The organism is Neorhizobium sp. SHOUNA12A, assembly GCF_023006505.1.
Classification (GTDB): Bacteria; Pseudomonadota; Alphaproteobacteria; order Rhizobiales; family Rhizobiaceae; genus Neorhizobium.
In genome coordinates this window covers 51757-74586 of sequence record NZ_JALBGV010000021.1, presented here as the reverse complement: position 1 = coordinate 74586, position 22830 = coordinate 51757, and the positions used below count along the sequence as shown (strand labels likewise).

Annotated in this window: 19 protein-coding genes and 4 tRNA genes; 16 read left to right on the top strand and 7 right to left on the bottom strand. The window is 61.1% G+C overall.

What is annotated here, in order from left to right:
- Positions 1-2210, bottom strand: a 2210-nt coding sequence (locus MOV63_RS12420; protein ID WP_247034021.1) for a ribonuclease E/G, incomplete at its 3' end; no start/stop codon positions are given.
- A gap of 628 nt (positions 2211-2838) precedes the next feature.
- On the opposite strand from MOV63_RS12420, the gene MOV63_RS12415 reads away from it, so the two are divergent.
- The 3 genes from MOV63_RS12415 to prfB all read left to right on the top strand — a co-directional run bounded on the left by MOV63_RS12415 (position 2839) and on the right by prfB (position 8058).
- Positions 2839-4086, top strand: a complete 1248-nt coding sequence (locus tag MOV63_RS12415; protein ID WP_405029327.1) for an N-acetylmuramoyl-L-alanine amidase — start codon at positions 2839-2841, stop codon at positions 4084-4086.
- Between the two features lie 256 nt (positions 4087-4342).
- A complete protein-coding gene (locus MOV63_RS12410) occupies positions 4343-6814 on the top strand; it encodes a penicillin-binding protein 1A (RefSeq protein ID WP_247034018.1) in 2472 nt (823 codons plus the stop codon).
- Between the two features lie 112 nt (positions 6815-6926).
- Positions 6927-8058, top strand: a protein-coding gene (prfB, locus tag MOV63_RS12405; RefSeq protein ID WP_247034016.1) for a peptide chain release factor 2 whose coding sequence is annotated in 2 segments (ribosomal slippage) — positions 6927-6995 and positions 6997-8058 — 1131 coding nt in all. Because the reading frame shifts where the segments join, the coding sequence is not laid out codon by codon here.
- A 77-nt stretch (positions 8059-8135) separates the two neighbouring features.
- On the opposite strand, the gene MOV63_RS12400 is transcribed toward prfB, so the two are convergent.
- Positions 8136-9341, bottom strand: a complete 1206-nt coding sequence (locus tag MOV63_RS12400; protein ID WP_247034015.1) for a multidrug effflux MFS transporter — start codon at positions 9339-9341, stop codon at positions 8136-8138.
- A 169-nt stretch (positions 9342-9510) separates the two neighbouring features.
- Between MOV63_RS12400 and MOV63_RS12395 the strand changes: the two genes are divergently transcribed.
- Positions 9511-10167: a TetR/AcrR family transcriptional regulator gene (locus MOV63_RS12395; RefSeq protein WP_038542099.1), complete on the top strand. Its 657-nt coding sequence runs from the start codon at positions 9511-9513 to the stop codon at positions 10165-10167.
- Positions 10168-10214: 47 nt separating this feature from the next.
- Here the strand turns inward: MOV63_RS12395 and MOV63_RS12390 are convergent, their stop codons facing one another.
- Positions 10215-10988, bottom strand: coding sequence for an NAD kinase (locus MOV63_RS12390; protein ID WP_038549040.1), 774 nt, complete (start codon positions 10986-10988; stop codon positions 10215-10217).
- A gap of 251 nt (positions 10989-11239) precedes the next feature.
- Here MOV63_RS12390 and MOV63_RS12385 point away from each other — a divergent pair.
- Positions 11240-11315: transfer RNA gene (locus MOV63_RS12385), tRNA-Thr, on the top strand.
- 235 nt (positions 11316-11550) lie between these two features.
- Positions 11551-11979 (top strand): hypothetical protein, encoded by a 429-nt coding sequence (locus MOV63_RS12380; RefSeq protein ID WP_247034013.1) that lies wholly within the window; start codon positions 11551-11553, stop codon positions 11977-11979.
- A 45-nt stretch (positions 11980-12024) separates the two neighbouring features.
- Here MOV63_RS12380 and MOV63_RS12375 read toward each other — a convergent pair whose 3' ends face one another.
- The 4 genes from MOV63_RS12375 to rlmB form a co-directional block, all read right to left on the bottom strand.
- Positions 12025-12930 (bottom strand): transglycosylase SLT domain-containing protein, encoded by a 906-nt coding sequence (locus tag MOV63_RS12375; protein ID WP_405029326.1) that lies wholly within the window; start codon positions 12928-12930, stop codon positions 12025-12027.
- Between the two features lie 202 nt (positions 12931-13132).
- On the bottom strand, positions 13133-14437 hold the full coding sequence (locus MOV63_RS12370) for a UDP-glucose/GDP-mannose dehydrogenase family protein (protein WP_247034009.1): 1305 nt from the start codon (positions 14435-14437) through the stop codon (positions 13133-13135).
- Between the two features lie 165 nt (positions 14438-14602).
- Positions 14603-15391 carry a 3'(2'),5'-bisphosphate nucleotidase CysQ gene (gene cysQ / locus MOV63_RS12365; RefSeq protein ID WP_247034023.1) on the bottom strand — a complete coding sequence of 263 codons (789 nt, stop codon included), beginning with the start codon at positions 15389-15391 and terminating at the stop codon, positions 14603-14605.
- Between the two features lie 85 nt (positions 15392-15476).
- Complete coding sequence (rlmB, locus tag MOV63_RS12360) at positions 15477-16355, bottom strand: 23S rRNA (guanosine(2251)-2'-O)-methyltransferase RlmB (protein WP_038542105.1); 879 nt, start codon at positions 16353-16355, stop codon at positions 15477-15479.
- 203 nt (positions 16356-16558) lie between these two features.
- Here rlmB and MOV63_RS12355 point away from each other — a divergent pair.
- The 10 genes from MOV63_RS12355 (at position 16559) to rplL (ending at position 22647) form a co-directional block, all read left to right on the top strand.
- Positions 16559-16643, top strand: a tRNA-Tyr gene (locus MOV63_RS12355).
- Between the two features lie 25 nt (positions 16644-16668).
- Positions 16669-16742: transfer RNA gene (locus tag MOV63_RS12350), tRNA-Gly, on the top strand.
- A 524-nt stretch (positions 16743-17266) separates the two neighbouring features.
- The gene (gene tuf, locus MOV63_RS12345) at positions 17267-18442 is read left to right on the top strand and encodes an elongation factor Tu (protein ID WP_038542108.1); all 1176 of its coding nucleotides are present in this window, start codon (positions 17267-17269) and stop codon (positions 18440-18442) included.
- Between the two features lie 551 nt (positions 18443-18993).
- Positions 18994-19069, top strand: a tRNA-Trp gene (locus MOV63_RS12340).
- 197 nt (positions 19070-19266) lie between these two features.
- Positions 19267-19467, top strand: coding sequence for a preprotein translocase subunit SecE (gene secE / locus MOV63_RS12335; protein WP_038542111.1), 201 nt, complete (start codon positions 19267-19269; stop codon positions 19465-19467).
- A gap of 15 nt (positions 19468-19482) precedes the next feature.
- Complete coding sequence (gene nusG, locus MOV63_RS12330) at positions 19483-20013, top strand: transcription termination/antitermination protein NusG (protein ID WP_007770615.1); 531 nt, start codon at positions 19483-19485, stop codon at positions 20011-20013.
- A gap of 198 nt (positions 20014-20211) precedes the next feature.
- On the top strand, positions 20212-20643 hold the full coding sequence (rplK, locus tag MOV63_RS12325; RefSeq protein WP_037088457.1) for a 50S ribosomal protein L11: 432 nt from the start codon (positions 20212-20214) through the stop codon (positions 20641-20643).
- 1 nt (position 20644) lies between these two features.
- Positions 20645-21340: a 50S ribosomal protein L1 gene (gene rplA / locus MOV63_RS12320; protein ID WP_038542117.1), complete on the top strand. Its 696-nt coding sequence runs from the start codon at positions 20645-20647 to the stop codon at positions 21338-21340.
- Positions 21341-21651: 311 nt separating this feature from the next.
- Positions 21652-22209, top strand: a complete 558-nt coding sequence (rplJ, locus tag MOV63_RS12315) for a 50S ribosomal protein L10 (RefSeq protein ID WP_258718953.1) — start codon at positions 21652-21654, stop codon at positions 22207-22209.
- Positions 22210-22269: 60 nt separating this feature from the next.
- Positions 22270-22647 (top strand): 50S ribosomal protein L7/L12, encoded by a 378-nt coding sequence (rplL, locus tag MOV63_RS12310; protein WP_024164302.1) that lies wholly within the window; start codon positions 22270-22272, stop codon positions 22645-22647.
- Positions 22648-22830: the final 183 nt, after the last annotated feature.

The window sequence follows — 22830 nt, the reverse complement described above, 5'->3', positions numbered from 1 at the left end:
CGACGCCGGCGGCGCTTGCGCTTGCGGCCGTTGGGATCGTCGCCCTGCGTCTGGGCGCGCTCGGCAACAGCAGCAGCTGCCGGCTGCGACGAAGCAACGACCTCTTCCTCTTCCTCCTCGTCGGTCTCGACGATGATATCGTCATCGTCTTCTTCGACGGGGATGGCCGCGAACTGCATCAGGCTTTCGATCTTGACCGGGTTTTCGACCGGCTCGCCGCGATCGATCGCGAAGTGGCTGGAGCCGATGCTGACATCCGATTCGATGAAGATCGAGACGCCGAAGCGGTTCTCGTAATCGACGATGCTGGCGCGCTTGTGGTTGAGGAGATAGAGCGCGATTTCCGGCGTGGTGCGCACGGTGATGTCATGCGTGGTGTTCTTGAGCAGGTATTCCTCGACGCCGCGCAGCACATGCAGGGCGACCGACGACTGCGAGCGCACATGACCGGTACCGCCGCAATGGGTGCAGATCTGAGTCGTCGATTCGAGAACCGAAGCGCGAATGCGCTGGCGCGACATTTCGAGCAGGCCGAAATGCGAGATACGGCCGACCTGGATGCGGGCGCGGTCGTTCTTCAGGCAATCCTTCAGCCGCTTCTCGACGGCGCGGTTGTTGCGCTTTTCTTCCATGTCGATGAAGTCGATGACGATCAGGCCGGCAAGGTCGCGCAGGCGAAGCTGGCGGGCGACTTCTTCCGCCGCTTCCAGATTGGTCTGGAGCGCCGTTTCCTCGATCGAATGTTCGCGGGTCGAACGGCCGGAGTTGACGTCGATGGCGACGAGCGCTTCCGTCTGGTTCATGATCAGGTAGCCGCCGGACTTCAGCGTCACCTGCGGCTGCAGCATGCGGTCGAGCTGCGCCTCGATGCCGGAACGGGCAAAGATCGGATGCAGGTCGCGATAGGGCTGGACCACCTTGGCATGGCTCGGCATCAGCATCTTCATGAAGTCTTTCGCTTCACGATAGCCTTCTTCGCCGGACACGATGATCTCGGAAATGTCCTTGTTGTAGAGGTCGCGGATCGAGCGCTTGATCAACGAGCCTTCTTCATAGACGAGGGTAGGGGCGGTCGAGCTCAGTGTCAGCGTGCGGACGTTCTCCCACAGGCGCATCAGGTATTCGAAGTCGCGCTTGACCTCGACGCGGGTGCGGTTGGCGCCGGCGGTGCGCAGGATCACGCCCATGCCCTGCGGCACATCGAGCTCGCGGGCGATTTCCTTGAGACGCTTGCGGTCCTGCGGCTGGGTGATCTTGCGGGAGATACCGCCGCCGCGCGCCGTGTTCGGCATCAGGACCGAATAACGGCCGGCGAGCGAAAGGTAGGTGGTAAGAGCAGCGCCCTTGTTGCCGCGCTCTTCCTTGGCGACCTGCACGAGCAGGATCTGGCGGCGCTTGATGACTTCCTGGATGCGATACTGCTTGCGCGGCTTGCGCACGACGCGGTCCGGAACTTCTTCCATCGCGTCTTCGGCGCCGACCGATTCGATCACTTCCTTCTCGCCGTGGTCGTCATCGTCGTCGTCATCGAAATCGTCGTTGCGGCCGCCGCCCCGGCGGGCGTCGACGTCTTCCGAAATCGAATCGGTCTCGACCATCGCGGCCATTTCGCCGGGCGTCGAACCGTCGTCGTCATTGTTGTCGGAGGAGGGGGCGCTTTCGCCCTCGGATGCTGCGGCTTCTACGGCGGGCGCTTCGTCTGCCGGCTTCTTGCGAGCGCGGCTGCGGCGCGGCTTGGCCTTCGGCTTTTCGGCCTCTTCAGCAGCGACGGCCTCGGCCGGGCTTGCTTCCGTTGCTTGGCCACCGGCTTCGCTTTCGGGCTCGGCGGCGGGTGCCGGGATGGAGATGCCGATATCCGGCTGATCCTGATTGGCAAGATCGACTACGGGGTCGGCGGCTTCCGCCTCGGCGATCTTACGCTGATCCTCGGCTTCCTGCTGCATCAGCGCCTGGCGGTCGGCAAGCGGGATCTGATAATAGTCGGGATGGATTTCGGCGAAGGCGAGGAAGCCGTGACGGTTCCCGCCGTAGTCGACGAAAGCGGCCTGTAGTGAGGGTTCGACCCTCGTCACCTTCGCCAGATAGATATTGCCGCGTATCTGTTTCTTATGCTGCGATTCGAAATCGAATTCCTCGATCCGGTTACCGCGAACGACAACTACGCGCGTCTCCTCTTCGTGAGACGCGTCGATAAGCATTTTGTCTGCCATTGAAATTCTGCTCCTCGGCGCCGCCGGGGGAATGCAGAAAAGGCTGCCACAAGGACAGGCCCGTCATGCAATGCGGTCGTTGCGCCGGATAAAGATGTTCCCGTCGGGCGCGGTTGTGACGGCAACCGGAAAGATGACGGGGAGCGTTGCTCCCTCGGTCCCTCCAGGTTCTGAAAATTGTGCCGCGACATCAAAAACCAAACGAGAATGACGATACCATAGGCCCGCAGGGGCCCGATGAATGTGCTCCGTATGAGCGGTGGGTGGCATGCCACCCGGTATTATTCCGGCCACCGCCGGTTGGATCGTGTATCAGGAAAAAGTGTAGCGACGGCGGATGACTGTCGGTCTTCGGCGCCAGGTCCTGAAGAGGCTGGCCAGCCTATCGGCAGACTATCCCGTCAACACTTTAACCCTCGGGGGCGTTGTATGGTTTATCTGTCACAATAGCAAGGGAAAAGCCAAGTTTGCCATATTCTCGATGGAATTAGACCTCTTATGAATGGCAAGGAACGGGCGGATGATTCGCATCTTTTAACGGGCAAATGCCTTCTAAAATGGGCACTTTGATGCGGGTTGCCTGATAGGCGGCGGGGCTTTGAATGCGAGTGGCGTTTTGAGGGCGGATGTGAAGGCAGGCGCGGCGACGGCCGGCGGCGGGCGGCGGCGACCGTTTTTCGCGCGAATCGGTTGCGCGATTCTCCTTTTGGTAGGCTTCGTCGCGACCCTCCCCTTGAGCTCCGCCTGTGCAACGCCGCAGCCGCCGCTTCTCGCCTTCAGCGCGCGGGTCGCCGGTGACGAGGCGCGCACCCGGATCGTCATCGATTTCGAGAAGAAACCGGAATTCTCCGTCCATTACGTCGCCGCGCCTGAACGGGTGATCGTCGACCTGCCGGCGACGGCCTTCGGCTTCCCTGCCGAGGATCTGTCCGCGCGCGGCCTCTTCAAGGATATCCGCTACGGCACGATGGGTGAGTCGAGCGCTCGGATCGTACTGACCGCCAAGCGGCCGGTGAAACTGTCGATCGCCGAGGTTCAATCGAACGACAACGGCAGCTACCGGTTGGTCCTGGATGCGGAAATGGCCTCAAAGGAGGTTTTTGCCGATCTGGTGAAAACCCAGAACTGGGCGACGTCGGCGGCAGCCACTCCGGACCCGCTGGCGATGGCCGAGAAGGATAATGTCTTCACCGTTGCCGTCGATGCCGGGCATGGCGGGATCGATGCCGGCGCCACCGGGGCGGGCACCAAGACCCCGGAAAAGACCATCACGCTGGCATTCGCCAAGACGCTTGCCGAACGATTGAGCAAGGTCGACGGTATCAAGGTTTTCCTCACCCGCGACGACGACACGTTCCTGTCGCTCTCCGAGCGCGTGACGCTCGCCCGCCAGGGCCATGCCGATCTCTTCGTATCCTTGCACGCCGACACGCTCGGCCAGAAGGATATCCGCGGCGCGACCGTCTATACGCTCTCTGACAAGGCCTCCGACCGCATGGCCGAAAACCTCGCCACCCGCGAAAACCTGTCAGACGAGCTTGCGGGCTATACCCTCCAGAGCGGGCCGCCCGAAGTCGCCGATATCCTGCTCGACCTCACCCGCCGCGAGACCCAGGCGTTTTCGATCGCGCTCGCCAGCAATGTCGTCGAATCCTTCGAGGGACAGATCGGGCTCATCAACAATCCCCACCGTTACGCGGGTTTCCAGGTGCTGCGCGCACCGGACATTCCGTCCGTGCTCCTTGAACTCGGCTTTCTGTCCAATGCCGAAGATGAAAAGCTGCTTCTGGATGAGTCGTGGCGCTCGAAGGTGATCGACCGCATGGTCGACGCGATCAGGCGCTATCGTGACCGGGCGATGGCAAATGGTGGCTGATTTTCCCGGATGCGCGTGGCGCGGGTGCCACAGGCGCCGGTGAATATGATGCAAGGGGAGGCCAGTCACCGGAAATTGCAGCTAAGAGCCCTATTTTACTCACATTCGGGCGATTACTCGGTGGTTCCCGGACGCAATGGATGACGGACGATTGATCCTCTTCCGGCTTGCGCTGGTTCGATCACCGTGCAAAACGCCTCTAACCATGCGATGGTGTGTTTCACGCGCCGAATGAAAGCTGAACGGTAGCTCCAATATGGTAAGATTGATTGGTTATCTCTTTGGATTGGCCTGCGTCCTTTTTCTGGTCGTGGCTGCCGGCGTGGGTATTTATCTCACCGGGATGACCAAGGACCTGCCGAACTACGAGGTTCTTGCCTCCTACGAGCCGCCGGTCGCCACTCGCGTTCATGCCGGCAACGGCGCGCTGATGGCCGAATATGCCCGCGAACGGCGCCTCTTCCTGCCGATCCAGGCGGTGCCCGATCGCGTCAAGGCCGCTTTCTTGTCGGCTGAAGACAAGAACTTCTACAGCCATCCCGGCATCGACATCACGGGGCTTGGGCGCGCGGTCCTCTCGAACCTTCAGAACCTCGGTTCCGGCCGTCGCCCCGAAGGCGCCTCGACCATCACCCAGCAGGTCGCGAAGAACTTCCTTCTGACCGGCGACCAGACGATCGACCGCAAGGTCAAGGAAGCGATCCTTTCCTTCCGTATCGAGCAGACCTATTCCAAGGACAAGATCCTCGAACTCTACCTGAACGAGATCTTCTTCGGCCTCAATTCCTACGGCATTGCAGGTGCTGCGCTCACCTATTTCGACAAGTCGGTGACCGAGCTGACGACGGCCGAGGCCGCCTATCTTGCGGCCCTTCCCAAGGGTCCGGCCAATTATCATCCCTTCCGCCGCGAAAAGGCGGCACTCGAGCGCCGCAACTGGGTCATCGACCGCATGGCCGAGAACGGCTACATCACGCAAGGCGATGCCGACGACGCCAAGAAGCAGCCGCTCGGCGTCAAGCAGCGCCGCACCGGCGCCCATGTCTTCGCATCGGATTATTTCTCCGAGGAAGTCCGCCGTCAGATCATCGACCGCTACGGTGACAAGGCGCTTTACGAAGGCGGGCTTTCGGTCCGCACGTCGCTCGACCCCGATCTTCAGGTCATCGCCCGCCGCGCCCTTCAGAACGGCCTCGTGGAATATGACGAGCGCCGCGGCTTTCATGGCCCGGTAGCGCAGATTGCCACGACCGGCGCGCCTGGAAGCTGGGATTGGGGCCCGGAACTCGCCAAGCAGAAGTCGCTTGCGGACGTGCCGGAATGGAAGCTGGCGGTCGTGACCGAAGTATCGGCAAAGTCCGCCACGATCGGCCTGCAGCCCTCGGCTGACGCGGCCGGCAAGGTCGATGCGGCTCGCGAGACGGGCACGATCAACGGCGACGACATGAAATGGGCCTACCGGGACTCGACCAACACCCGCAAGCCTGCGAAATCGCCGGACGGCGTGCTGAAGCCCGGCGATGTCGTCTACGTGGAACCGATCAATCCGCAGGCCAAGACCTATCGGCTGCGCCAGCCACCGAAAGTCCAGGGCGGTTTCGTCGCCATGGACCCGAATACGGGACGCGTTCTCGCGATGGCAGGCGGCTTCTCCTATTCGCAGTCCGAATTCAACCGCGCCACCCAGGCGATGCGCCAGCCGGGTTCGTCGTTCAAGCCGTTCGTCTATTCGGCAGCGCTCGATAACGGCTATACGCCCGCTTCGGTCATCCTCGACGCCCCGATCGAGATTGTCTCCGGCGGCCAGGTCTGGAAGCCGGAGAACTACGGCGGCGAGGCGGGCGGCCCGTCGACGCTGCGCACCGGCATCGAAAAATCCCGCAACCAGATGACCGTGCGCCTGGCACAGGACATGGGCATGGAACTGGTTGCCGAATATGCCGAGCGTTTCGGCATCTACGACAAGATGCTGCCGGTGCTTGCCATGTCGCTCGGTTCCGGCGAGACGACGGTCATGCGCATGGTCTCGGCCTATGCCGTCATCGCCAACGGCGGCAAGCAGATCAAGCCGACCGTCATCGACCGCATCCAGGATCGCTACGGCAAGACGATCTTCCGCCATGAGGAGCGCGCCTGCGACGGCTGCAACTCCAACGACTGGGCTCATCAGGAAGAACCGAGTATCGTCGATAACCGCGAGCAGGTTCTCGACCCGATGACCGCCTACCAGATCACCTCGATGATGCAGGGCGTGGTGCTGCGCGGCACGGCCGCCGGCAAGATTCCGGTCAAGGACCGCGACGTCGCCGGCAAGACCGGCACCACCAATGATGAAAAGGATGCCTGGTTCGTCGGCTTCACGCCGAACCTGGTCGCCGGCCTTTATATCGGCTTCGATACGCCGACTCCGCTCGGCCGTGCCGGCACCGGCGGTGGTCTTGCCGCGCCTATTTTCGGCGAGTTCCTCGCCCAGGCCGCCAAGCTGACACCTGCCGAAAAGTTCCACGTGCCGGATGGGATGCAGCTCGTCGCCGTCGATCGCAAGACCGGCATGGCGGCCATGGAAGGCCAGCCGGACACGATCGTCGAAGCTTTCAAGCCCGGCACCGGCCCGGCCGACGTCTTCCAGGTCATCGGCGACGGCGAATACATGACCCAGGATCAGATCTTCACCAACTCGCCTCAGGCGCAGCAGGCTGTCACCTCGGGCATGCCGGGTCTGTTCTGATCGCCATCCGAAGCGGCAGCCTTGTCGGCGGGCCTGGGCTTTACATCCGGGCTCGCTGCAACTATGTCCACGGCACTTAAAACCCCAACACAAAGAGCGAAGAACAAGCGCCATGCGTGCGGAAATCATCAATGTAGTCGACGAAATCAAGCAGGCCATAAGCCTGCTGAGGAGGCATCTTTGACTGGGATCAGGCGGTAAGACGACTGGACTGGTTGAACAACAAGTCAGAGGACCCGAACCTCTGGAACGATGCTGCGGAAGCGCAGAAGCTGATGCGCGAGCGCCAGCAGCTCGATGACGGCATCAATGGCGTCAAGGCCATGGAGAGCCAACTCAACGACAATATCGAGCTCATCGAACTCGGCGAGGAAGAGGGCGACGAAGCGATCGTCAAGGAAGCCGAAGATGCGCTGAAGGCGCTGATGGCGGAATCCGGCCGGCGCCAGGTCGAGGCCATGCTGTCGGGCGAAGCGGATGGCAACGACACCTATGTCGAAGTCCATTCCGGCGCCGGTGGCACGGAAAGCCAGGATTGGGCGAACATGCTTCTGCGCATGTACACCCGCTGGGCGGAGCGCCAGCGTTTCAAGGTCGAGTTGCTGGAAGTGCATGATGGCGAAGAAGCGGGCATCAAGTCCGCGACCATCCTCGTCAAGGGCCACAATGCCTATGGTTGGCTGAAGACCGAATCGGGCGTCCACCGTCTGGTCCGCATTTCGCCCTATGACAGCAACGCCCGCCGCCACACCTCGTTCTCGTCCATCTGGGTCTATCCGGTCATCGACGACTCGATCAACATCGAGATCAACGAGAGCGATTGCCGCATCGACACCTATCGTTCGTCGGGCGCCGGCGGCCAGCACGTCAACACCACCGACTCGGCGGTGCGCATCACCCACATTCCGTCGGGCATCGTGGTGCAGTGCCAGCAGGAACGCTCGCAGCACAAGAACAAGGCCAAGGCCTGGGACATGCTGCGTGCGCGGCTCTACGAAGCGGAGTTGAAGAAGCGCGAGGACGCGGCCAATGCCGAGGCTGCTTCCAAGTCCGATATCGGCTGGGGCCACCAAATCCGCTCCTACGTTCTGCAGCCCTACCAGATGGTCAAGGACCTGCGCACAGGCGTGACAAGTACTGCGCCGGACGACGTGCTGGACGGAGATATCAATCCTTTCATGGAAGCGGCCTTGGCGCACCGCATCAGCGGCAAGCCGGATGTGGATGTCGCCGACGTCGACTGACGATCCATGCAACAATCACAAACGAAAGCGGCCGGACCTTGCAAGGTCCGGCCGCTTTTCTTTGGGCAAAGCGCGGTTTATTCCGCCGCAGCCGTCATGGCTCCCTGGCGGCTGCGCAGCACGACAAGCGACAGCAGGAGGACCACCACCGAGCATGTCGCGATGACCGTGACCATCGGCCGCGAGGTGCCGTCGACAAACATGCCGCCGAGGCCAACCACGACCGCTGACGTCACGAACTGGATCGTGCCCATCATCGCCGACGCCGTGCCGGCAATCCGGCCGTGATGTTCGAGCGCCAGCACCGCCGCCGTCGGGATGATCAGGCCGAGGAAGCCGTAGCCGCCGAACAGGAAGGCCGCCATCACATCGAGACGGTCGATGCCGAGCGAGGTGACGAGTGCCAGAAGGACCATCATCGTCGAATAACCGAACACCGCGCTGCGGATCACTTTGCGGAGCCCGATCTTGCGTGAAAGCCAGCCGTTCAGCTGCGACATGCCGATGAAGGCGACCGCATTGCACGAAAAGACGATGCTGTAGAAGGTCGGTGAGAGGCCGTAATGCTCGATCAGCACGAAGGACGAGTTTGCCACATAGATCATGTAGCTCGACATGCCGAAGGAGGCGATCAGCACAAGCCCGAGATAATAGGGGTCCCGGAGCAGCGTGCCATAGGAGTTGAGCGCGCCGGCGAGGCTGCTTTCGCTGCGCGCAGCCGGCAGGCGGGTTTCCTCAAGGAAAAACACGGCAACGACGGCGCCGACCGCACCGGCGCCGACCATCACCCAGAAGATCAGCCGCCAGTCACCGAACACGGTGACGATGCTGCCGGCAAGCGGGGCGAGGATCGGCGAGACGCTGAACACCAGCATCAGCCGCGACATCAACTCGGCTGCGGCCGGACCGGTGTGCAGGTCGCGGACGATGGCGCGGGAGATGACGACGCCGGCGCAGGCGCCCATGCCCTGCAGGAACCGGAAGGCGATCAGCCATTCGATCGAGGGCGACAGCGCGCAGCCGATCGCGCCGATGGCATAAAGCGCGAGGCCGACATAGAGCGGCCGCTTGCGGCCGAACATGTCGGAGAGCGGGCCGTAGGCGATCTGCGACACCGCCATGGCGGCGAAGAAGGAGATCAGGCTCGCCTGTACCTCATGGCTGTTGGCATTGAGGCTGGCGCGGATGGTCGGCAGCGCCGGGAGATACATGTCGAGGGCGAAAAGCCCGATAGCCGAGAGCAGCCCGAGCGACAGGGCATGCGAAGGAGCTCTGCTTTGCATTTGGAAAAAACCTTTCCCGTCACCACATCTGCCGTGGTAACGGCAGGCGAGGACGATTATGGGAGATGAATATGAGAGCCGGCCAGATACGGGAGAGTGGGCCTAAACAATCATGTAAATTATTTTGGACACAATTGTCCAATCCGTCAAGCCCCGCTATAGTGATGTCATGAAAAATTCGTCTGCCGAACTTCCGCGCGATTACGACACCTGGCCGCCGGCGCAGAACAAGCGCCAGGCGATCCTCAATGCTGCAGCCGATGTTTTCGCCCAGGAAGGCTTTGGCGGCGCCAGCATTGATGCGATCGCGGCGAGGGCAGGGGTGTCGCGCCAGACGATCTATAATCAGCTGGGCGACAAGGATAATCTTTTCAAGGTGGTGGTCGCTGAAATCACCGACCGCTCCAGCGCCGGTTTCTTTCGCGTGCTCGATACCTTCCCCGTGGCGCCGCAGGACATCGAGACGGAGCTGACGCAGTTTTCGGCCCAGCTCCTGCGCAAGGCGATCTGCGACCCGAACGGCCGCTGGCTTCGCAAGGTGGTCGAGACCGAAGGCGCTCGCTTCCCTGAGCTTTTCGAGACCTGGAAGGAATACGGGCCGGGCAAGAAATACCCGGCGATCGCAGCCCGCCTGGCGCAGCTCGCCCATGGCGGTTATCTCGAGGTCGACGATCCGGCGCTTGCCGCCCGCCAGTATATGGCGCTTCTGGCGACCGACCTGCGTTACGATCAGCAACTCGGCCGTCAGACGCCCGAATCGGAGATCGACCAGATGGCGGCAAACGCTACCCGCACTTTTTTGCGTGCCTTTTCCCCGAAGCGCTGAGCTTCACGCGAGGGCAATAGGTTCCATCCGCGTGAGCTGACGCTGAGTCAGTTGTTGAACTGTTCGGCGAGAATCCGGTCGGACCAGGAATGGTTCGGATCGGAGAGGATGCGCGCGGTGATTTCCGTCGACTGCGCCACCCGCACCTTCAGCACCGACTTCACCTCGGTATTGTCGGCAACCGCGTTGACCGGCCGCTTGTCCGGTTCGAGGATATGGATGTCGACGCAGACATGGTTCGGTAGCAGCGCCCCACGCCAGCGCCGCGGACGGAAAGCCGAGACCGGCGTCATGGCGAGCAACGGCGCTTCCAGCGGCAGGATCGGGCCATGCGCCGAGAGATTGTAGGCGGTCGAACCGGCGGGCGTCGCGATCATCAGGCCGTCGCAGATCAGTTCCTCCAGCCGCACATGGCCGTCGATCTCCACCCTGAGCTTGGCCGCCTGATAGGATTGCCGGAAAAGATAGACTTCATTGATGGCGAGTGCCACCGACGTCGAACCGTCCTCGTTTTCCGTCGTCATCTTCAGCGGATGAAACTCGTTTTCAACCGATTCGGCCACCCGCTCGTGGAGTTTCTGGGCGCGATAATCGTTCATCAGGAAGCCGACCGAGCCGCAGTTCATCCCATAGACGCTTTTACCCGTATTGATCGTGTCGTGGAGCGTCTGCAGCATGAAACCGTCGCCGCCGAGCGCGATGATCACGTCGGCTTCCTCGGTCGGCACATTGCCATAGAGCCGTACGAGTTCTTCCAGCGCGGATTGTGCTTCCGGGGCTGTCGAGGCGATGATGGAGAACTTGTTCGTCTCAGACGACATGAACGGGCCTTTGAGGGTGCCGCCGCCCGACGGGGCGCGCAAGGGACGCTGTAAACAGGTGAGCTAACATGATCCTGTAACAGGACCATGCCGGCGGGACGGCACTAAGTACAGTAAAAACAGGGTTTTGAACAAGCGCCTTGCGCCATCGCCCGCGCGTGAAACAACGCAACTCGAATGCACGGTATGTGATGTTACGGCGATTTTCTCTTTACAGGAGGGGAAAATCTGGTAACTCCCCACTCGAAAGTGCCCTTGTAGCTCAGTTGGTAGAGCACCTGATTTGTAATCAGGGGGTCCCGGGTTCGAACCCTGGCGGGGGCACCATTAAAATCAATCACTTAATCAAGTAGGCGTTCCAACGCATTCCGACAGCGTTCCTACTCGCCTGTTCCCGCTCGGTTTTTGCTGGAACGGCTGGCGACTTGGAGATTCACGACATGGCCGCCTGACCCCGCCGCCGTTATTCGGTGGAAGCGATTGGAACGTCGGAAACCTTATGCGATCGGCAGGGTTAGGCGGCCGTAGGGCATGTCTGGAAAATCCCACGAGAGGAAATCCAATGTTTGCAAAGATACTCACCGTTGGCGCATTGTCGCTTGGTCTCGCCACTGCCGCGGTCGCCCAGTCGGGTTCGGGATCCGGATCAGTATCCGGCGGCGTTTCGGGCTCAGGTTCTGCGGGAACCAGCGGATCCGCACCGGGATCGGGAACCACTGGCTCCGGCACGCTCAATGGCAATACGACCACCCCGCTGAATGGAGCAGGACGCGGCGCGCTTGATTCCAATTCGACAGGCAGCACGATCGGCAATTCCGGCGGCTCCAAATGCGCGCCCAACAACCTGCCGCAGGGTTCTGGATCCGCCACGACCAATAACCTGCCACAAGGTTCCGGCTCCGCCACGACCAACAATCTGCCGCAAGGTTCCGGCCCCGCGACGCCCAATGCGGACGGAACTCTCGCGCCTGGGCAGGCACAAAACTGCTGATCGAGACCCGTGCGGCAAGCGGAAGGCCTTCTTCTGCTTGCCGCTTCAGTTTCTGAAAACCGTGCAGGGCACGGCGTGTGTCCTGATCCTGGCACACAAATCGATAGCCTCAGCTCTGGTGGCGCGGCCGATCCGCGCCGCATAGCGCGGGCGATGGCCGAAATTGCCGCGTTTCTGCCGCACGACGAGCGCCCGTTCCGAGTTGAGCGGCGCTGGCAGGCGGCTGATCGTGGTGGCAAACAGCTGGCTGGCGATATTCGGATTGTAGTGCGCGGAAAGCTGCACGCCCCAAGGCGCCCAATCCGCCGACGCGATCAAGACGGCCTCGTTGAGCCGCCTCGTATTGGCGAGCCGTAGGCAGCCGTCGAGGAAGGGTTTTCCGGGATCGAGAGCCTGAGCCGCCGTCTTCGGCGGATCGCCCTTCCACGTTTCTGCGGAATGGCCGGTAATCGCAAACACGTAGTCGCGCGTCTCGATCGGCAGCCGCCCGGTCGTCAGGAATGTTTCGAGACCTGCTTCGCCCGCATTATAGGCTGCGGCGGCAAGGCCGAGATTGCCAAAACGGTCGCGCAGATCCCTGAGATAGAGAGCGGATGCCGCAAGCGCTTCGATGACATCGAAGCTGTTTCTCAGGCCGCGGATTCTTGCGGTTTCCGGCATGAACTGCGCGATGCCCTCGGCCCCTTTCGGGCTCACCGCATTGGCCCGGAACAGGCTTTCCCGCCAGACCAGCCGTGCGAAAAATTCCGGCGGCAGCCCGTTCTTCTCGGCCAGCCGTTGCATCACCTGGCAGAGATCCTGATTGTAGGTTTCGGCGCGGACGCACAATCGACCAATCTCGTCCGATGCCGCACGCTCGTATCGGCATTCGGGAGCGGCGGAGTCTTCGGCAGCACCGACACTCCCACCGGAGGGCGGAACAGCCAAGGACAGGCCCAAGCCTATTTGCATGAGGCGGCGAAACATCATCGATAGGCAATATGCCCAACCGGAGCGCAGCTTTAAAGCCTTCGACGGCACGATTGCTCCAAAAGCGACTGGCACGGATGGTCCAGCACCGGGTCACAGCCCAGGTGATTTTCGCTTGCCCGATCTGCGGGACAACTCTTGCAAAGAGCCCAAAAACTCCAGGCCCGCCGCCTTCGAGACTGCCCTAGTGCATTTTTCCGACGCCGGTATAGGTAAAGCCATGGGCTTCCACCTCCCGCGCGCGATAGACATTGCGCAGGTCGACGAGAACCGGGCTCTTCATGACGGATTTCAGGCGTTCGAGATCGAGTGCGCGAAATTCGTTCCATTCGGTGACGAGAACCGCGACATCGGCGCCTTCGGCGGCCTGATAGGGGCCGTCGGCGAATTCGATAGCCATCAGCTGCCGGGCGTTTTCCATGCCTTCCGGATCGTAGCCGGAAACGATCGCGCCGGCATCCTGCAGCGTCTGGACGACGGCGATCGCCGGGCTGTCGCGCATGTCGTCCGTATTTGGCTTGAAGGTCAGCCCGAAGACGGCGACCTTCTTGCCGCGCACGTCGCCGCCGGCAGCCGCGATCACCTTGCGGCCCATCGCCCGCTTGCGGGTGTCGTTGACGGCGATGGTGGTTTCGATCAGTCGGACCGGGCTTTCATAATCCTGAGCGGTCTTGGCGAGCGCCAGCGTGTCCTTCGGGAAGCAGGAGCCGCCATAGCCAGGGCCGGCATGCAGGAATTTCGAGCCGATGCGGCCGTCGAGGCCGATGCCGCGCGAAACGTCCTGGACGTCGGCGCCGACGCGCTCGCAAAGATCGGCCATTTCGTTGATGAAGGTGATCTTCATCGCCAGGAAGGCGTTTGCGGCGTATTTGATCAGTTCGGAGGTCCGGCGGCTGGTGAAGAGGAGCGGCGACTGGTTGAGATAGAGCGGACGATAGACTTCCGTCATCACTCCGCGGGCGCGCTCGTCGGAAAGGCCGACGACGATCCGGTCCGGACGCTTGAAGTCCTCGATCGCAGCACCTTCGCGCAAAAACTCCGGGTTGGAGACGACGGCGAAATCCGCATCCGGATTGGTTTCGCGGATGATCCGCTCCACCTCGTCGCCGGTGCCGACCGGAACCGTCGACTTGGTGACGATGACGGTGAAGCCGGTCAACGCCTCGGCGATTTCGCGTGCTGCGGCATGGACATAGCCGAGATCGGCATGGCCGTCGCCGCGGCGCGACGGGGTGCCGACTGCGATGAAGACGACATCGGCAGCGGCCACGGCGGGGCCGAGTTCCGTGGTGAAGGAAAGGCGACGGGATTTGACGTTCGATTCGACCAGCGCCTCGAGGCCCGGCTCGAAGATCGGGATGACGCCTTGTTTCAGCGCCTCGATCTTTTCGGCAGCCTTGTCGACGCAGATCACGTCATGTCCGAAATCCGCAAAGCAGGCTCCCGACACGAGGCCGACATAACCCGATCCAACCATCACAATACGCATCAATGATCCTCATCTTTATCCGGTAATCTCACGCGCAGCGGTTTCCTAAGCGCATCCGAAAGGGAATGCAACGCGTCGGATTGGTTGCCTGTGGCGGCTTTGGTCAGGCGTTACCGGAGCGGCCTGGCTGACCAACGTTACGGGGTAATGACAATAGGATTGCTGCTACGGCTTTCCAGGGCGCGATCCCCAGGCGATGAAATCGGGATTGGCGAAATCCAGCATGTCTGCGCGGCCGGTCTTGCCATAGGTAAGCGGTGCCCCGTCGAGCGTGACCGTGCTGCCGCCGGCGGCACGGAGCACGGCGTCTCCGGCGGCCGTGTCCCATTCCATGGTTCGGCCGAAGCGGGGGTAGAGGTCGGCGATACCCTCCGCCAGCAGGCAGAATTTCAGCGAGGAACCAATGCTGCGGATATCGGCGGCGCCTGACTTTTCGAGGAAGGCCTCGGTCTCGGCGGAATTATGCGAGCGGCTCGCAACGCAGATCGGACGGGCCTCGACCGGCCTTGCGACGACCGGCACCCGGTTCGTCACCGCGAATTCGTCGTCGATCACAAGTTTTTCCGCCCGTCCGCCGCCACCGAGATAGGCGACCTTGAGGGCGGGCGCATAAACGACACCGAGTATCGGCATGCCGTTCTCGATCAGGGCGATGTTGACCGTGAAATCCTCGCGATCGTTGATGAACTCCTTGGTGCCGTCGAGCGGATCGACCAGGATGAAGGAGCGTCCCTCGATCGACGGGATGCGCCCCATCGCAACCGATTCTTCGGCGACGACGGGAATGTCCGGAAAGGCTTGGGCGAGTTCGGCGAGGATGATCTCTTCGGCCCGTTCGTCCGCCTCCGTGACCGGGGATTTATCAGCCTTGTAGCTGGTGTTGGGTCCGGCCCTGTAGATGTCCAGGATGGCTTTGCCCGCAAGCAGCGCGGCTTTTTCGAATGTGGCGAGCATGAATTCCATGGCGGCTGGTCACGTCGGTTGGGTAGACTTCCAATGACACGTTTGCCCCGCGCATGGGAGTCTAAAACGGCTCGGCTCAACCGGCCTTGGCGAGATGCTGCTGTGTCGCGTAGAGCGCGATCGCGGCGGCGTTCGAGACGTTGAGCGATTTGATAGCGCCCGGCATGTCGAGACGGGCAAGCGCGTTGACCGTCTCGCGGGTCTTCTGACGCAGGCCCTTGCCCTCGGAACCAAGCACCAGGGCGATCCGGCCGCCGGCAAACGTGCCTTCGAGTGGGGCGGGGCCTTCCGAATCGAGCCCGATCGTCTGGAAGCCGAGCCGGTGCAGTTCCTCGATCGCGTCGGCGAGATTGGTAATCTGTATATAAGGTATCAGTTCCAGCGCGCCGGAGGCCGATTTTGCAAGTACGCCGGATTCGGTCGGGCTATGTCTCTGGGTGGTGATGACCGCGCCGGCGCCGAAAGCGACCGCTGAGCGCATGATCGCGCCGACATTGTGCGGGTCGGTCACCTGGTCGAGAACCAGCAGAAGCGGACTCGCCTTCAGCGCTTCCAGCCGGCGCATGGGGAGGGGCCGCGTTTCCAGCATCACGCCCTGATGAATGGCCTCGGGGCCGAGCACCTTGTCGATATCCTGGGGCGAAACGAATTCGATCGGAAAGGACAATGTCTCCGGCTCGCCGATATCGAGCCGCGCGAAGGCGTTCTGGGTCACCGACAGCTTGATGAGCTTGCGCTCGGGATTGTCGAGGGCGGCGCGCACCGTGTGCAGGCCATAAAGGAAGACCTGTTCCGGCTGAAGCTGCGGCGGTTTCCAGTCCTTGTTGGATTTCGGCCGCTTCAAGGGCGGCGTCGGAATTTCCCCGCGTTCGCGCTTGGAGTCGCGCACGGCGCGCCGAAGCGTTGCGTAATGGGTGTCGCGGGTGGATTTGTCTTGTTTGTCGTCCTTGCTCATTAGGTCTTATAGCCATCCTCACTCTCCGGGCAAAGCCCTCGACGGGGAGGCGGGTCGAAAGTGCGACTGATTTATTTTCGTCATTTTTGCTTCTTCCTCGTGTTGACAGACGAGAACGAGGCGGTCATATACGCGGCGCAGATCGAGGGGCGGCAAGCTTCCAAGATCTGACGAACTTGGTCTCACGATCCGGACGAAAAACTGGAGAGATGCCCGAGTGGTTAAAGGGGACGGACTGTAAATCCGTTGGCTCAGCCTACGTTGGTTCAAATCCAACTCTCTCCACCATTCGTCTCTGATCGGACACCACACCGCGGGTATAGCTCAATGGTAGAGCAGCAGCCTTCCAAGCTGAATACGCGGGTTCGATTCCCGCTACCCGCTCCATAATCTCAACCATTTACAATGACGGCGTGCCAGTCGGTGCAACGCTTTCCTGCATCTCCGTTGAAGCGGGTCCGGCGATCGCGCGGCTTGCGCCATGCTGTGGGACACTAGACACTGCCTCAGCCGGAACGAGGCATGTTTCCCCGCATCGTTTTGAGCCGCGCATCCGGTGCCGAGGGGCCGCCGGTAGGTACGGCAGCTGACAAACGATCCCGGAACAAACTTTTGTGCTATACTAACATGATAAAGGCGGACCTGGAGCCCTGCGGCCTTACCCGGCCGCGGGGCTTTTTTGCGCTTCTGGCGCACGTCAATTCGCCGAAGCCCGAAGTCAGAGCCGGTCCGGATCTTGAACTGAGGGCGTGCTGAACCGACCGCCCCCGGGCATTTTCAAGCCGATTTGCCCCGCTCCCCTTGTCCGGGCGCGCGTCGTAATTATGTCTTGCGCATTCTAGTGGAAAGCCTTAAACGGCGACACCAAACCCGGTCGCCGGGTCCACCCTTATGTTCACAGGAAGCATTCAATGGCAAAGAGCAAGTTTGAGCGCAACAAGCCGCACGTCAACATTGGCACGATCGGTCACGTTGACCATGGCAAGACGTCGCTGACGGCCGCGATCACGAAGTACTTCGGCGAGTACAAGGCCTATGACCAGATCGACGCGGCTCCTGAAGAAAAGGCACGCGGCATCACCATTTCGACGGCGCACGTCGAATATGAGACGCCGGCCCGCCACTATGCCCACGTCGACTGCCCCGGCCACGCCGACTATGTGAAGAACATGATCACCGGTGCTGCGCAGATGGACGGCGCGATCCTGGTTTGCTCGGCTGCCGACGGCCCGATGCCGCAGACCCGCGAGCACATCCTGCTCGCCCGTCAGGTTGGCGTTCCGGCAATCGTGGTGTTCCTAAACAAGGTCGACCAGGTCGACGACGCCGAGCTTCTCGAGCTCGTCGAACTGGAAGTGCGCGAACTTCTGTCGTCCTACGACTTCCCGGGCGACGACATTCCGATCATCAAGGGTTCGGCACTGGCTGCTCTTGAAGATTCGGACAAGAAGATCGGCGAAGATTCGATCCGCGAGCTGATGGCCGCCGTCGACGCCTACATCCCGACGCCTGAGCGCCCGATCAACCTGCCGTTCCTGCTGCCGATCGAAGACGTGTTCTCGATCTCGGGCCGTGGTACGGTCGTGACCGGCCGCGTCGAGCGTGGCATTGTCAAGGTTGGCGAAGAAGTCGAGATCGTCGGCATCCGCGCCACCACCAAGACGACGGTGACCGGCGTTGAAATGTTCCGCAAGCTGCTCGACCAGGGCCAGGCCGGCGACAACATCGGCGCGCTGATCCGTGGCGTCCAGCGTGACGGCGTCGAGCGTGGCCAGATCCTGTGCAAGCCGGGTTCGGTCAAGCCGCACAAGAAGTTCATGGCTGAAGCCTACATCCTGACGAAAGAAGAAGGCGGTCGTCATACGCCGTTCTTCACCAACTACCGTCCGCAGTTCTACTTCCGCACGACGGACGTGACGGGCATCGTCTCGCTGCCGGAAGGCACGGAAATGGTCATGCCGGGCGACAACGTGACCGTTGCCGTCGAGCTGATCGTTCCGATCGCGATGGAAGAAAAGCTGCGCTTCGCAATCCGCGAAGGCGGCCGTACCGTCGGCGCCGGCATCGTCGCCTCGATCATCGAGTAATCGATAGCGACATTGGAATAGATAAGGCCCTGCCGGCGACGGCGGGGCCTTTTGCATTCGGCCCTGACCCTCTGGCAATTGGGAGGTTCACCCGGAGTCAGCATGTCGAAAACAGGTCGTTCTCGTAACGGAAACGGCGTTCCGGCGCCCGACATATCACAGCTTGCCGAGCTCATGGGATGGCGGCCCGCCGGCCACGGACACGCGACCTGCGGCGCCACGGTGCTCAGGGGCTGGTGCGCTGCCGCCGTCGTGCTCTGTGGCCACTGTCAATCGCACGTACCCTTGAAGAGACATATTTTCTGGGGCGCATACGGAGTGGGGGTGGGCGAGATCATCAGGCGGAGCAAGTCTCCGCTCGGTGACTGGCTGCGGAAGAGGTGCTTTCGGTGGCCCGGATGGCGGAGACATCCGAGGTTGGGCCGAAAGCTCAGGTGAACGGTTCGGATATTCAAAAATGCGCTTGCAAAGCGCAGCGCATCCCCTTAAAGGGAGCGCCTAGCCAGTTGGCGGCGAGCCGGAGTTTCCGGTTTACGTTCCGCCAAGGTTGAAGGGGTGTAGCTCAGTTGGTAGAGCGGCGGTCTCCAAAACCGCAGGTCGTCGGTTCAAGCCCGGCCGCCCCTGCCATTTTCAGATGATTGGCGCGAGATTATCCGCAGCGGAATTGTCGGGAAATGGCCGTCGTACAAAACGGCGAAATTTCATCGAACACTGTTTTCCCTCTTGTGTAAAGGGGAAGGGGTGTTTATGTAGGTCAAAACAGACACGCGGTGCGTGGGGCTGAGAGAGTTCAGCTTTACGCGCCGTAATTGCGTGGGCAATCTATGGCATCCAAAACCAATCCCGTTACGTTTCTGCGCCAAGTGCGCTCCGAGACGACGAAAATCCATTGGCCGTCTCGTCGTGAGACCATGATTTCCACGGCCATGGTTCTGGTTATGGTTGTGTTCGCTGCGCTGTTTTTCTTCGCTGCAGACCAGCTTATGGGATGGTTGCTCCGTCTCGTACTGAACGTCAGCGTTTGATCCTGGAGAATAAAGATGGCGGCGCGTTGGTACATCGTCCACGCATATTCTAATTTTGAGAAGAAGGTGGCCGAGGACATCGAGAACAAGGCTCGCCAGAAGGGGCTTGAGCACCTGTTCGAAAAGATCCTCGTGCCGACCGAAAAGGTCGTCGAGGTGCGCCGCGGCCGTAAGGTTGATTCCGAGCGCAAGTTCTTTCCGGGTTACGTCATGGTTCGGGCCAACCTGACCGATGAAGCCTATCACCTGATCAAGAACACGCCGAAGGTTACCGGCTTCCTTGGTTCCGACAACAAGCCGGTGCCGATCCCGGACTTCGAAGCCGAGCGCATTCTCGGTCAGGTTCAGGAAGGTGTCGAGCGGCCGAAGTCCTCGATCACCTTCGAAATCGGCGAGCAGGTCCGCGTGTCGGACGGTCCGTTCGCGTCGTTCAACGGCACCGTACAGGATGTCGACGAAGAGCGTTCGCGCCTCAAGGTCGAGGTCTCGATCTTCGGTCGTGCGACCCCGGTCGAGCTGGAATACGCCCAGGTCGAAAAGGTCTGATGAATTTCGAAATGGGGCCTGCTGTTTGCGCAGCGGGTCTCGTGCGGCGTTTGCCGCAAGCGCGTGGGAGGAACGGTGCCTTAGCCGGGCATTTTGGCCGAACCACGCAACCGCAGCCGCCGGCGAAAGCCGGCATGTCGGACCGGGAAACCGGTCTCTAATGAGCCGGGTAACCGGTCTCTCGAAAGGCAGAGAGTTATGGCTAAGAAAGTTATGGGCCACCTCAAGCTGCAGGTAAAGGCAGGGTCGGCCAATCCGTCCCCGCCGATCGGTCCTGCACTTGGTCAGCGCGGCATCAACATCATGGAATTCTGCAAGGCGTTCAACGCCGCCACGCAGGAAATGGAAAAGGGCATGCCGATCCCAGTCGTCATCACCTATTTCCAGGACAAGTCCTTCACCTTCGCGATGAAGCAGCCTCCGGTCAGCTATTGGCTGAAGAAGGAAGCGAAGATCACCTCGGGTTCGAAGACCCCGGGCAAGGGCGCCAAGGCTGGCACCCTGACCAAGGCTCAGATCCAGACCATCGCCCAGGCGAAGATGAAGGATCTGAACGCGGCCGATCTCGAAGGCGCAATGGCCATGATCGAGGGCTCTGCCCGCGCCATGGGCCTGGAAGTGGTGGCTTAACATGGTAAAGCTTGCAAAGCGTATTCAGAAGATCCGCGAAGGCGTCGATCCGACCAAGCTGGTCGCCCTGACGGAAGCCATTTCGATGGTCAAGGTTCGCGCCACGGCGAAGTTCGACGAAACCGTCGAAATCTCCATGAACCTCGGCGTCGATCCGCGTCACGCAGACCAGATGGTCCGCGGCGTGGTCAACCTGCCGAACGGTACCGGCCGTGACGTTCGCGTCGCCGTTTTCGCACGTGGCGCCAAGGCTGACGAAGCCAAGGCTGCCGGTGCAGACATCGTCGGCGCCGAAGATCTGGTCGAAATCGTTCAGGGCGGCAAGATCGACTTCGATCGCTGCATCGCCACCCCGGACATGATGCCGCTCGTCGGTCGTCTCGGTAAGGTTCTCGGCCCGCGCGGCATGATGCCGAACCCGAAGGTCGGAACCGTCACCATGGACGTCACGGGCGCCGTCAAGGCTTCCAAGGGCGGCGCTGTCGAGTTCCGCGTCGAGAAGGCTGGCATCATCCACGCCGGCATCGGCAAGGCTTCCTTCGAAGCCAAGGCCCTCGAAGAGAACATCAAGGCTTTCGCCGATGCGGTCATTAAGGCCAAGCCGGCTGGTGCGAAGGGTAACTACGTCAAGCGCGTAGCGATTTCCTCGACCATGGGTCCGGGCGTCAAGATCGATCCGTCGACGGTGACGATCTAAAGTTCTGTCCAGCGCCTTTGGGTTCTGGACTGCATGAATTCCCGGTCCTTCGGGGCCGGGAATTTCCCAGGGAAACCTGGGAATTCCTGTCCGAGATTGCGGGTGGTTTCGACCTTAATCACTTGATGCCTGCATGAGACGGGTAAGACCCGAGATTTTTGAGGCGCTAGCGCGCTTTACGAATTCGGTTCGAGCCTAGTGTGCCTTGTGCCTGGAGCCCCAGTGGCGACAGTGCGAGGGGACAGGATCCTCAAGCGTCGCTTGGGGTCCTAATCAAGGGATCCCTTGAGGCAAAGGCAACCCGATGGGGCCTGCAGGATTGCGGTCCCGTCAACTGGAGACAGACAGTGGAAAGAGCGGAAAAGCGCGAATTTGTCACGGAGCTGAACGAAGTCTTCAAGGCTTCTGGTTCGGTTGTCGTGGCCCACTATGCTGGTGTCACAGTTGCGCAGATGAACGATTTTCGTTCGAAGATGCGCGCTGCTGGCGGCACCGTCAAAGTCGCGAAGAACCGTCTGGCCAAGATCGCTCTTCAGGGTACGGAGTCGGAAGGGATGTCAAATCTCTTCAAGGGTCAGACGCTGATCGCATTCAGCGAAGACCCGGTAACGGCTCCGAAGGTCGTCATGGATTTCGCCAAGACCAATGACAAGATCATTGTTCTGGGCGGTTCCATGGGTGCAACCACGCTCACTGCGGATGCGGTCAAGTCGCTTGCGACCCTGCCTTCGCTGGACGAGCTTCGCGGCAAGCTGCTGGGCCTCTTGAATGCCCCGGCATCGCGTATCGCGACGGTTGTTGCAGCACCGGCAAGCCAGCTTGCCCGCGTGTTCGCGGCCTACGCCAAGAAGGACGAGGAAGCCGCTTAAGGCGGTTTTTCGCTGTTCATACCCAAATCAAGTTCGAACCGAATATAAGGAACTATCAAAATGGCTGATCTCGCAAAGATCGTTGAAGACCTCTCTGCTCTGACCGTTCTGGAAGCCGCTGAGCTTTCCAAGCTGCTCGAAGAGAAGTGGGGCGTATCTGCAGCTGCTCCGGTAGCTGTCGCTGCTGCTGGCGGTGGCGCTGCTGCTGCTGTCGTTGAAGAAGAAAAGACCGAGTTCGACGTCATCCTCGCTGATGCCGGCGCCAACAAGATCAACGTCATCAAGGAAGTCCGCGCCATCACCGGCCTGGGCCTCAAGGAAGCCAAGGATCTCGTTGAAGCCGCTCCGAAGGCTGTCAAGGAAGGCGTCAACAAGGCTGAAGCCGCTGACCTCAAGAAGAAGCTTGAGGACGCCGGCGCCAAGGTCGACGTTAAGTAATATCGGAATGCGGCGGGAGGGGTCTCCTCTCCCGCCGGTTTCCTCCGAACATATTACCCAGGAACCGTCAAAACGGTTCCTGGGTAATGGGTTCTCAAGAGGATGGTCCCGAATCGAACAGAAAAGGCAATCCGGCCTGGCGTGTTCGAGAGGTGGGACGAGATTGGGAATACCCATTGATCG

Excerpts from the sequence above, each read along its gene's own strand:
- MOV63_RS12370 (WP_247034009.1), bottom strand. The coding sequence starts at position 14,437 with ATGCGTATTGTGATGGTTGGATCGGGTTATGTCGGCCTCGTGTCGGGA.
- MOV63_RS12395 (WP_038542099.1), top strand. The coding sequence starts at position 9,511 with ATGAAAAATTCGTCTGCCGAACTTCCGCGCGATTACGACACCTGGCCG.
- rplK (WP_037088457.1), top strand. The coding sequence starts at position 20,212 with ATGGCTAAGAAAGTTATGGGCCACCTCAAGCTGCAGGTAAAGGCAGGG.
- tuf (WP_038542108.1), top strand. The coding sequence starts at position 17,267 with ATGGCAAAGAGCAAGTTTGAGCGCAACAAGCCGCACGTCAACATTGGC.
- rplA (WP_038542117.1), top strand. The coding sequence starts at position 20,645 with ATGGTAAAGCTTGCAAAGCGTATTCAGAAGATCCGCGAAGGCGTCGAT.
- MOV63_RS12390 (WP_038549040.1), bottom strand. The coding sequence starts at position 10,988 with ATGTCGTCTGAGACGAACAAGTTCTCCATCATCGCCTCGACAGCCCCG.
- MOV63_RS12410 (WP_247034018.1), top strand. The coding sequence starts at position 4,343 with ATGGTAAGATTGATTGGTTATCTCTTTGGATTGGCCTGCGTCCTTTTT.
- rplL (WP_024164302.1), top strand. The coding sequence starts at position 22,270 with ATGGCTGATCTCGCAAAGATCGTTGAAGACCTCTCTGCTCTGACCGTT.
- MOV63_RS12375 (WP_405029326.1), bottom strand. The coding sequence starts at position 12,930 with ATGCAAATAGGCTTGGGCCTGTCCTTGGCTGTTCCGCCCTCCGGTGGG.
- nusG (WP_007770615.1), top strand. The coding sequence starts at position 19,483 with ATGGCGGCGCGTTGGTACATCGTCCACGCATATTCTAATTTTGAGAAG.
- secE (WP_038542111.1), top strand. The coding sequence starts at position 19,267 with ATGGCATCCAAAACCAATCCCGTTACGTTTCTGCGCCAAGTGCGCTCC.
- rlmB (WP_038542105.1), bottom strand. The coding sequence starts at position 16,355 with ATGAGCAAGGACGACAAACAAGACAAATCCACCCGCGACACCCATTAC.
- MOV63_RS12400 (WP_247034015.1), bottom strand. The coding sequence starts at position 9,341 with ATGCAAAGCAGAGCTCCTTCGCATGCCCTGTCGCTCGGGCTGCTCTCG.
- MOV63_RS12380 (WP_247034013.1), top strand. The coding sequence starts at position 11,551 with ATGTTTGCAAAGATACTCACCGTTGGCGCATTGTCGCTTGGTCTCGCC.
- cysQ (WP_247034023.1), bottom strand. The coding sequence starts at position 15,391 with ATGCTCGCCACATTCGAAAAAGCCGCGCTGCTTGCGGGCAAAGCCATC.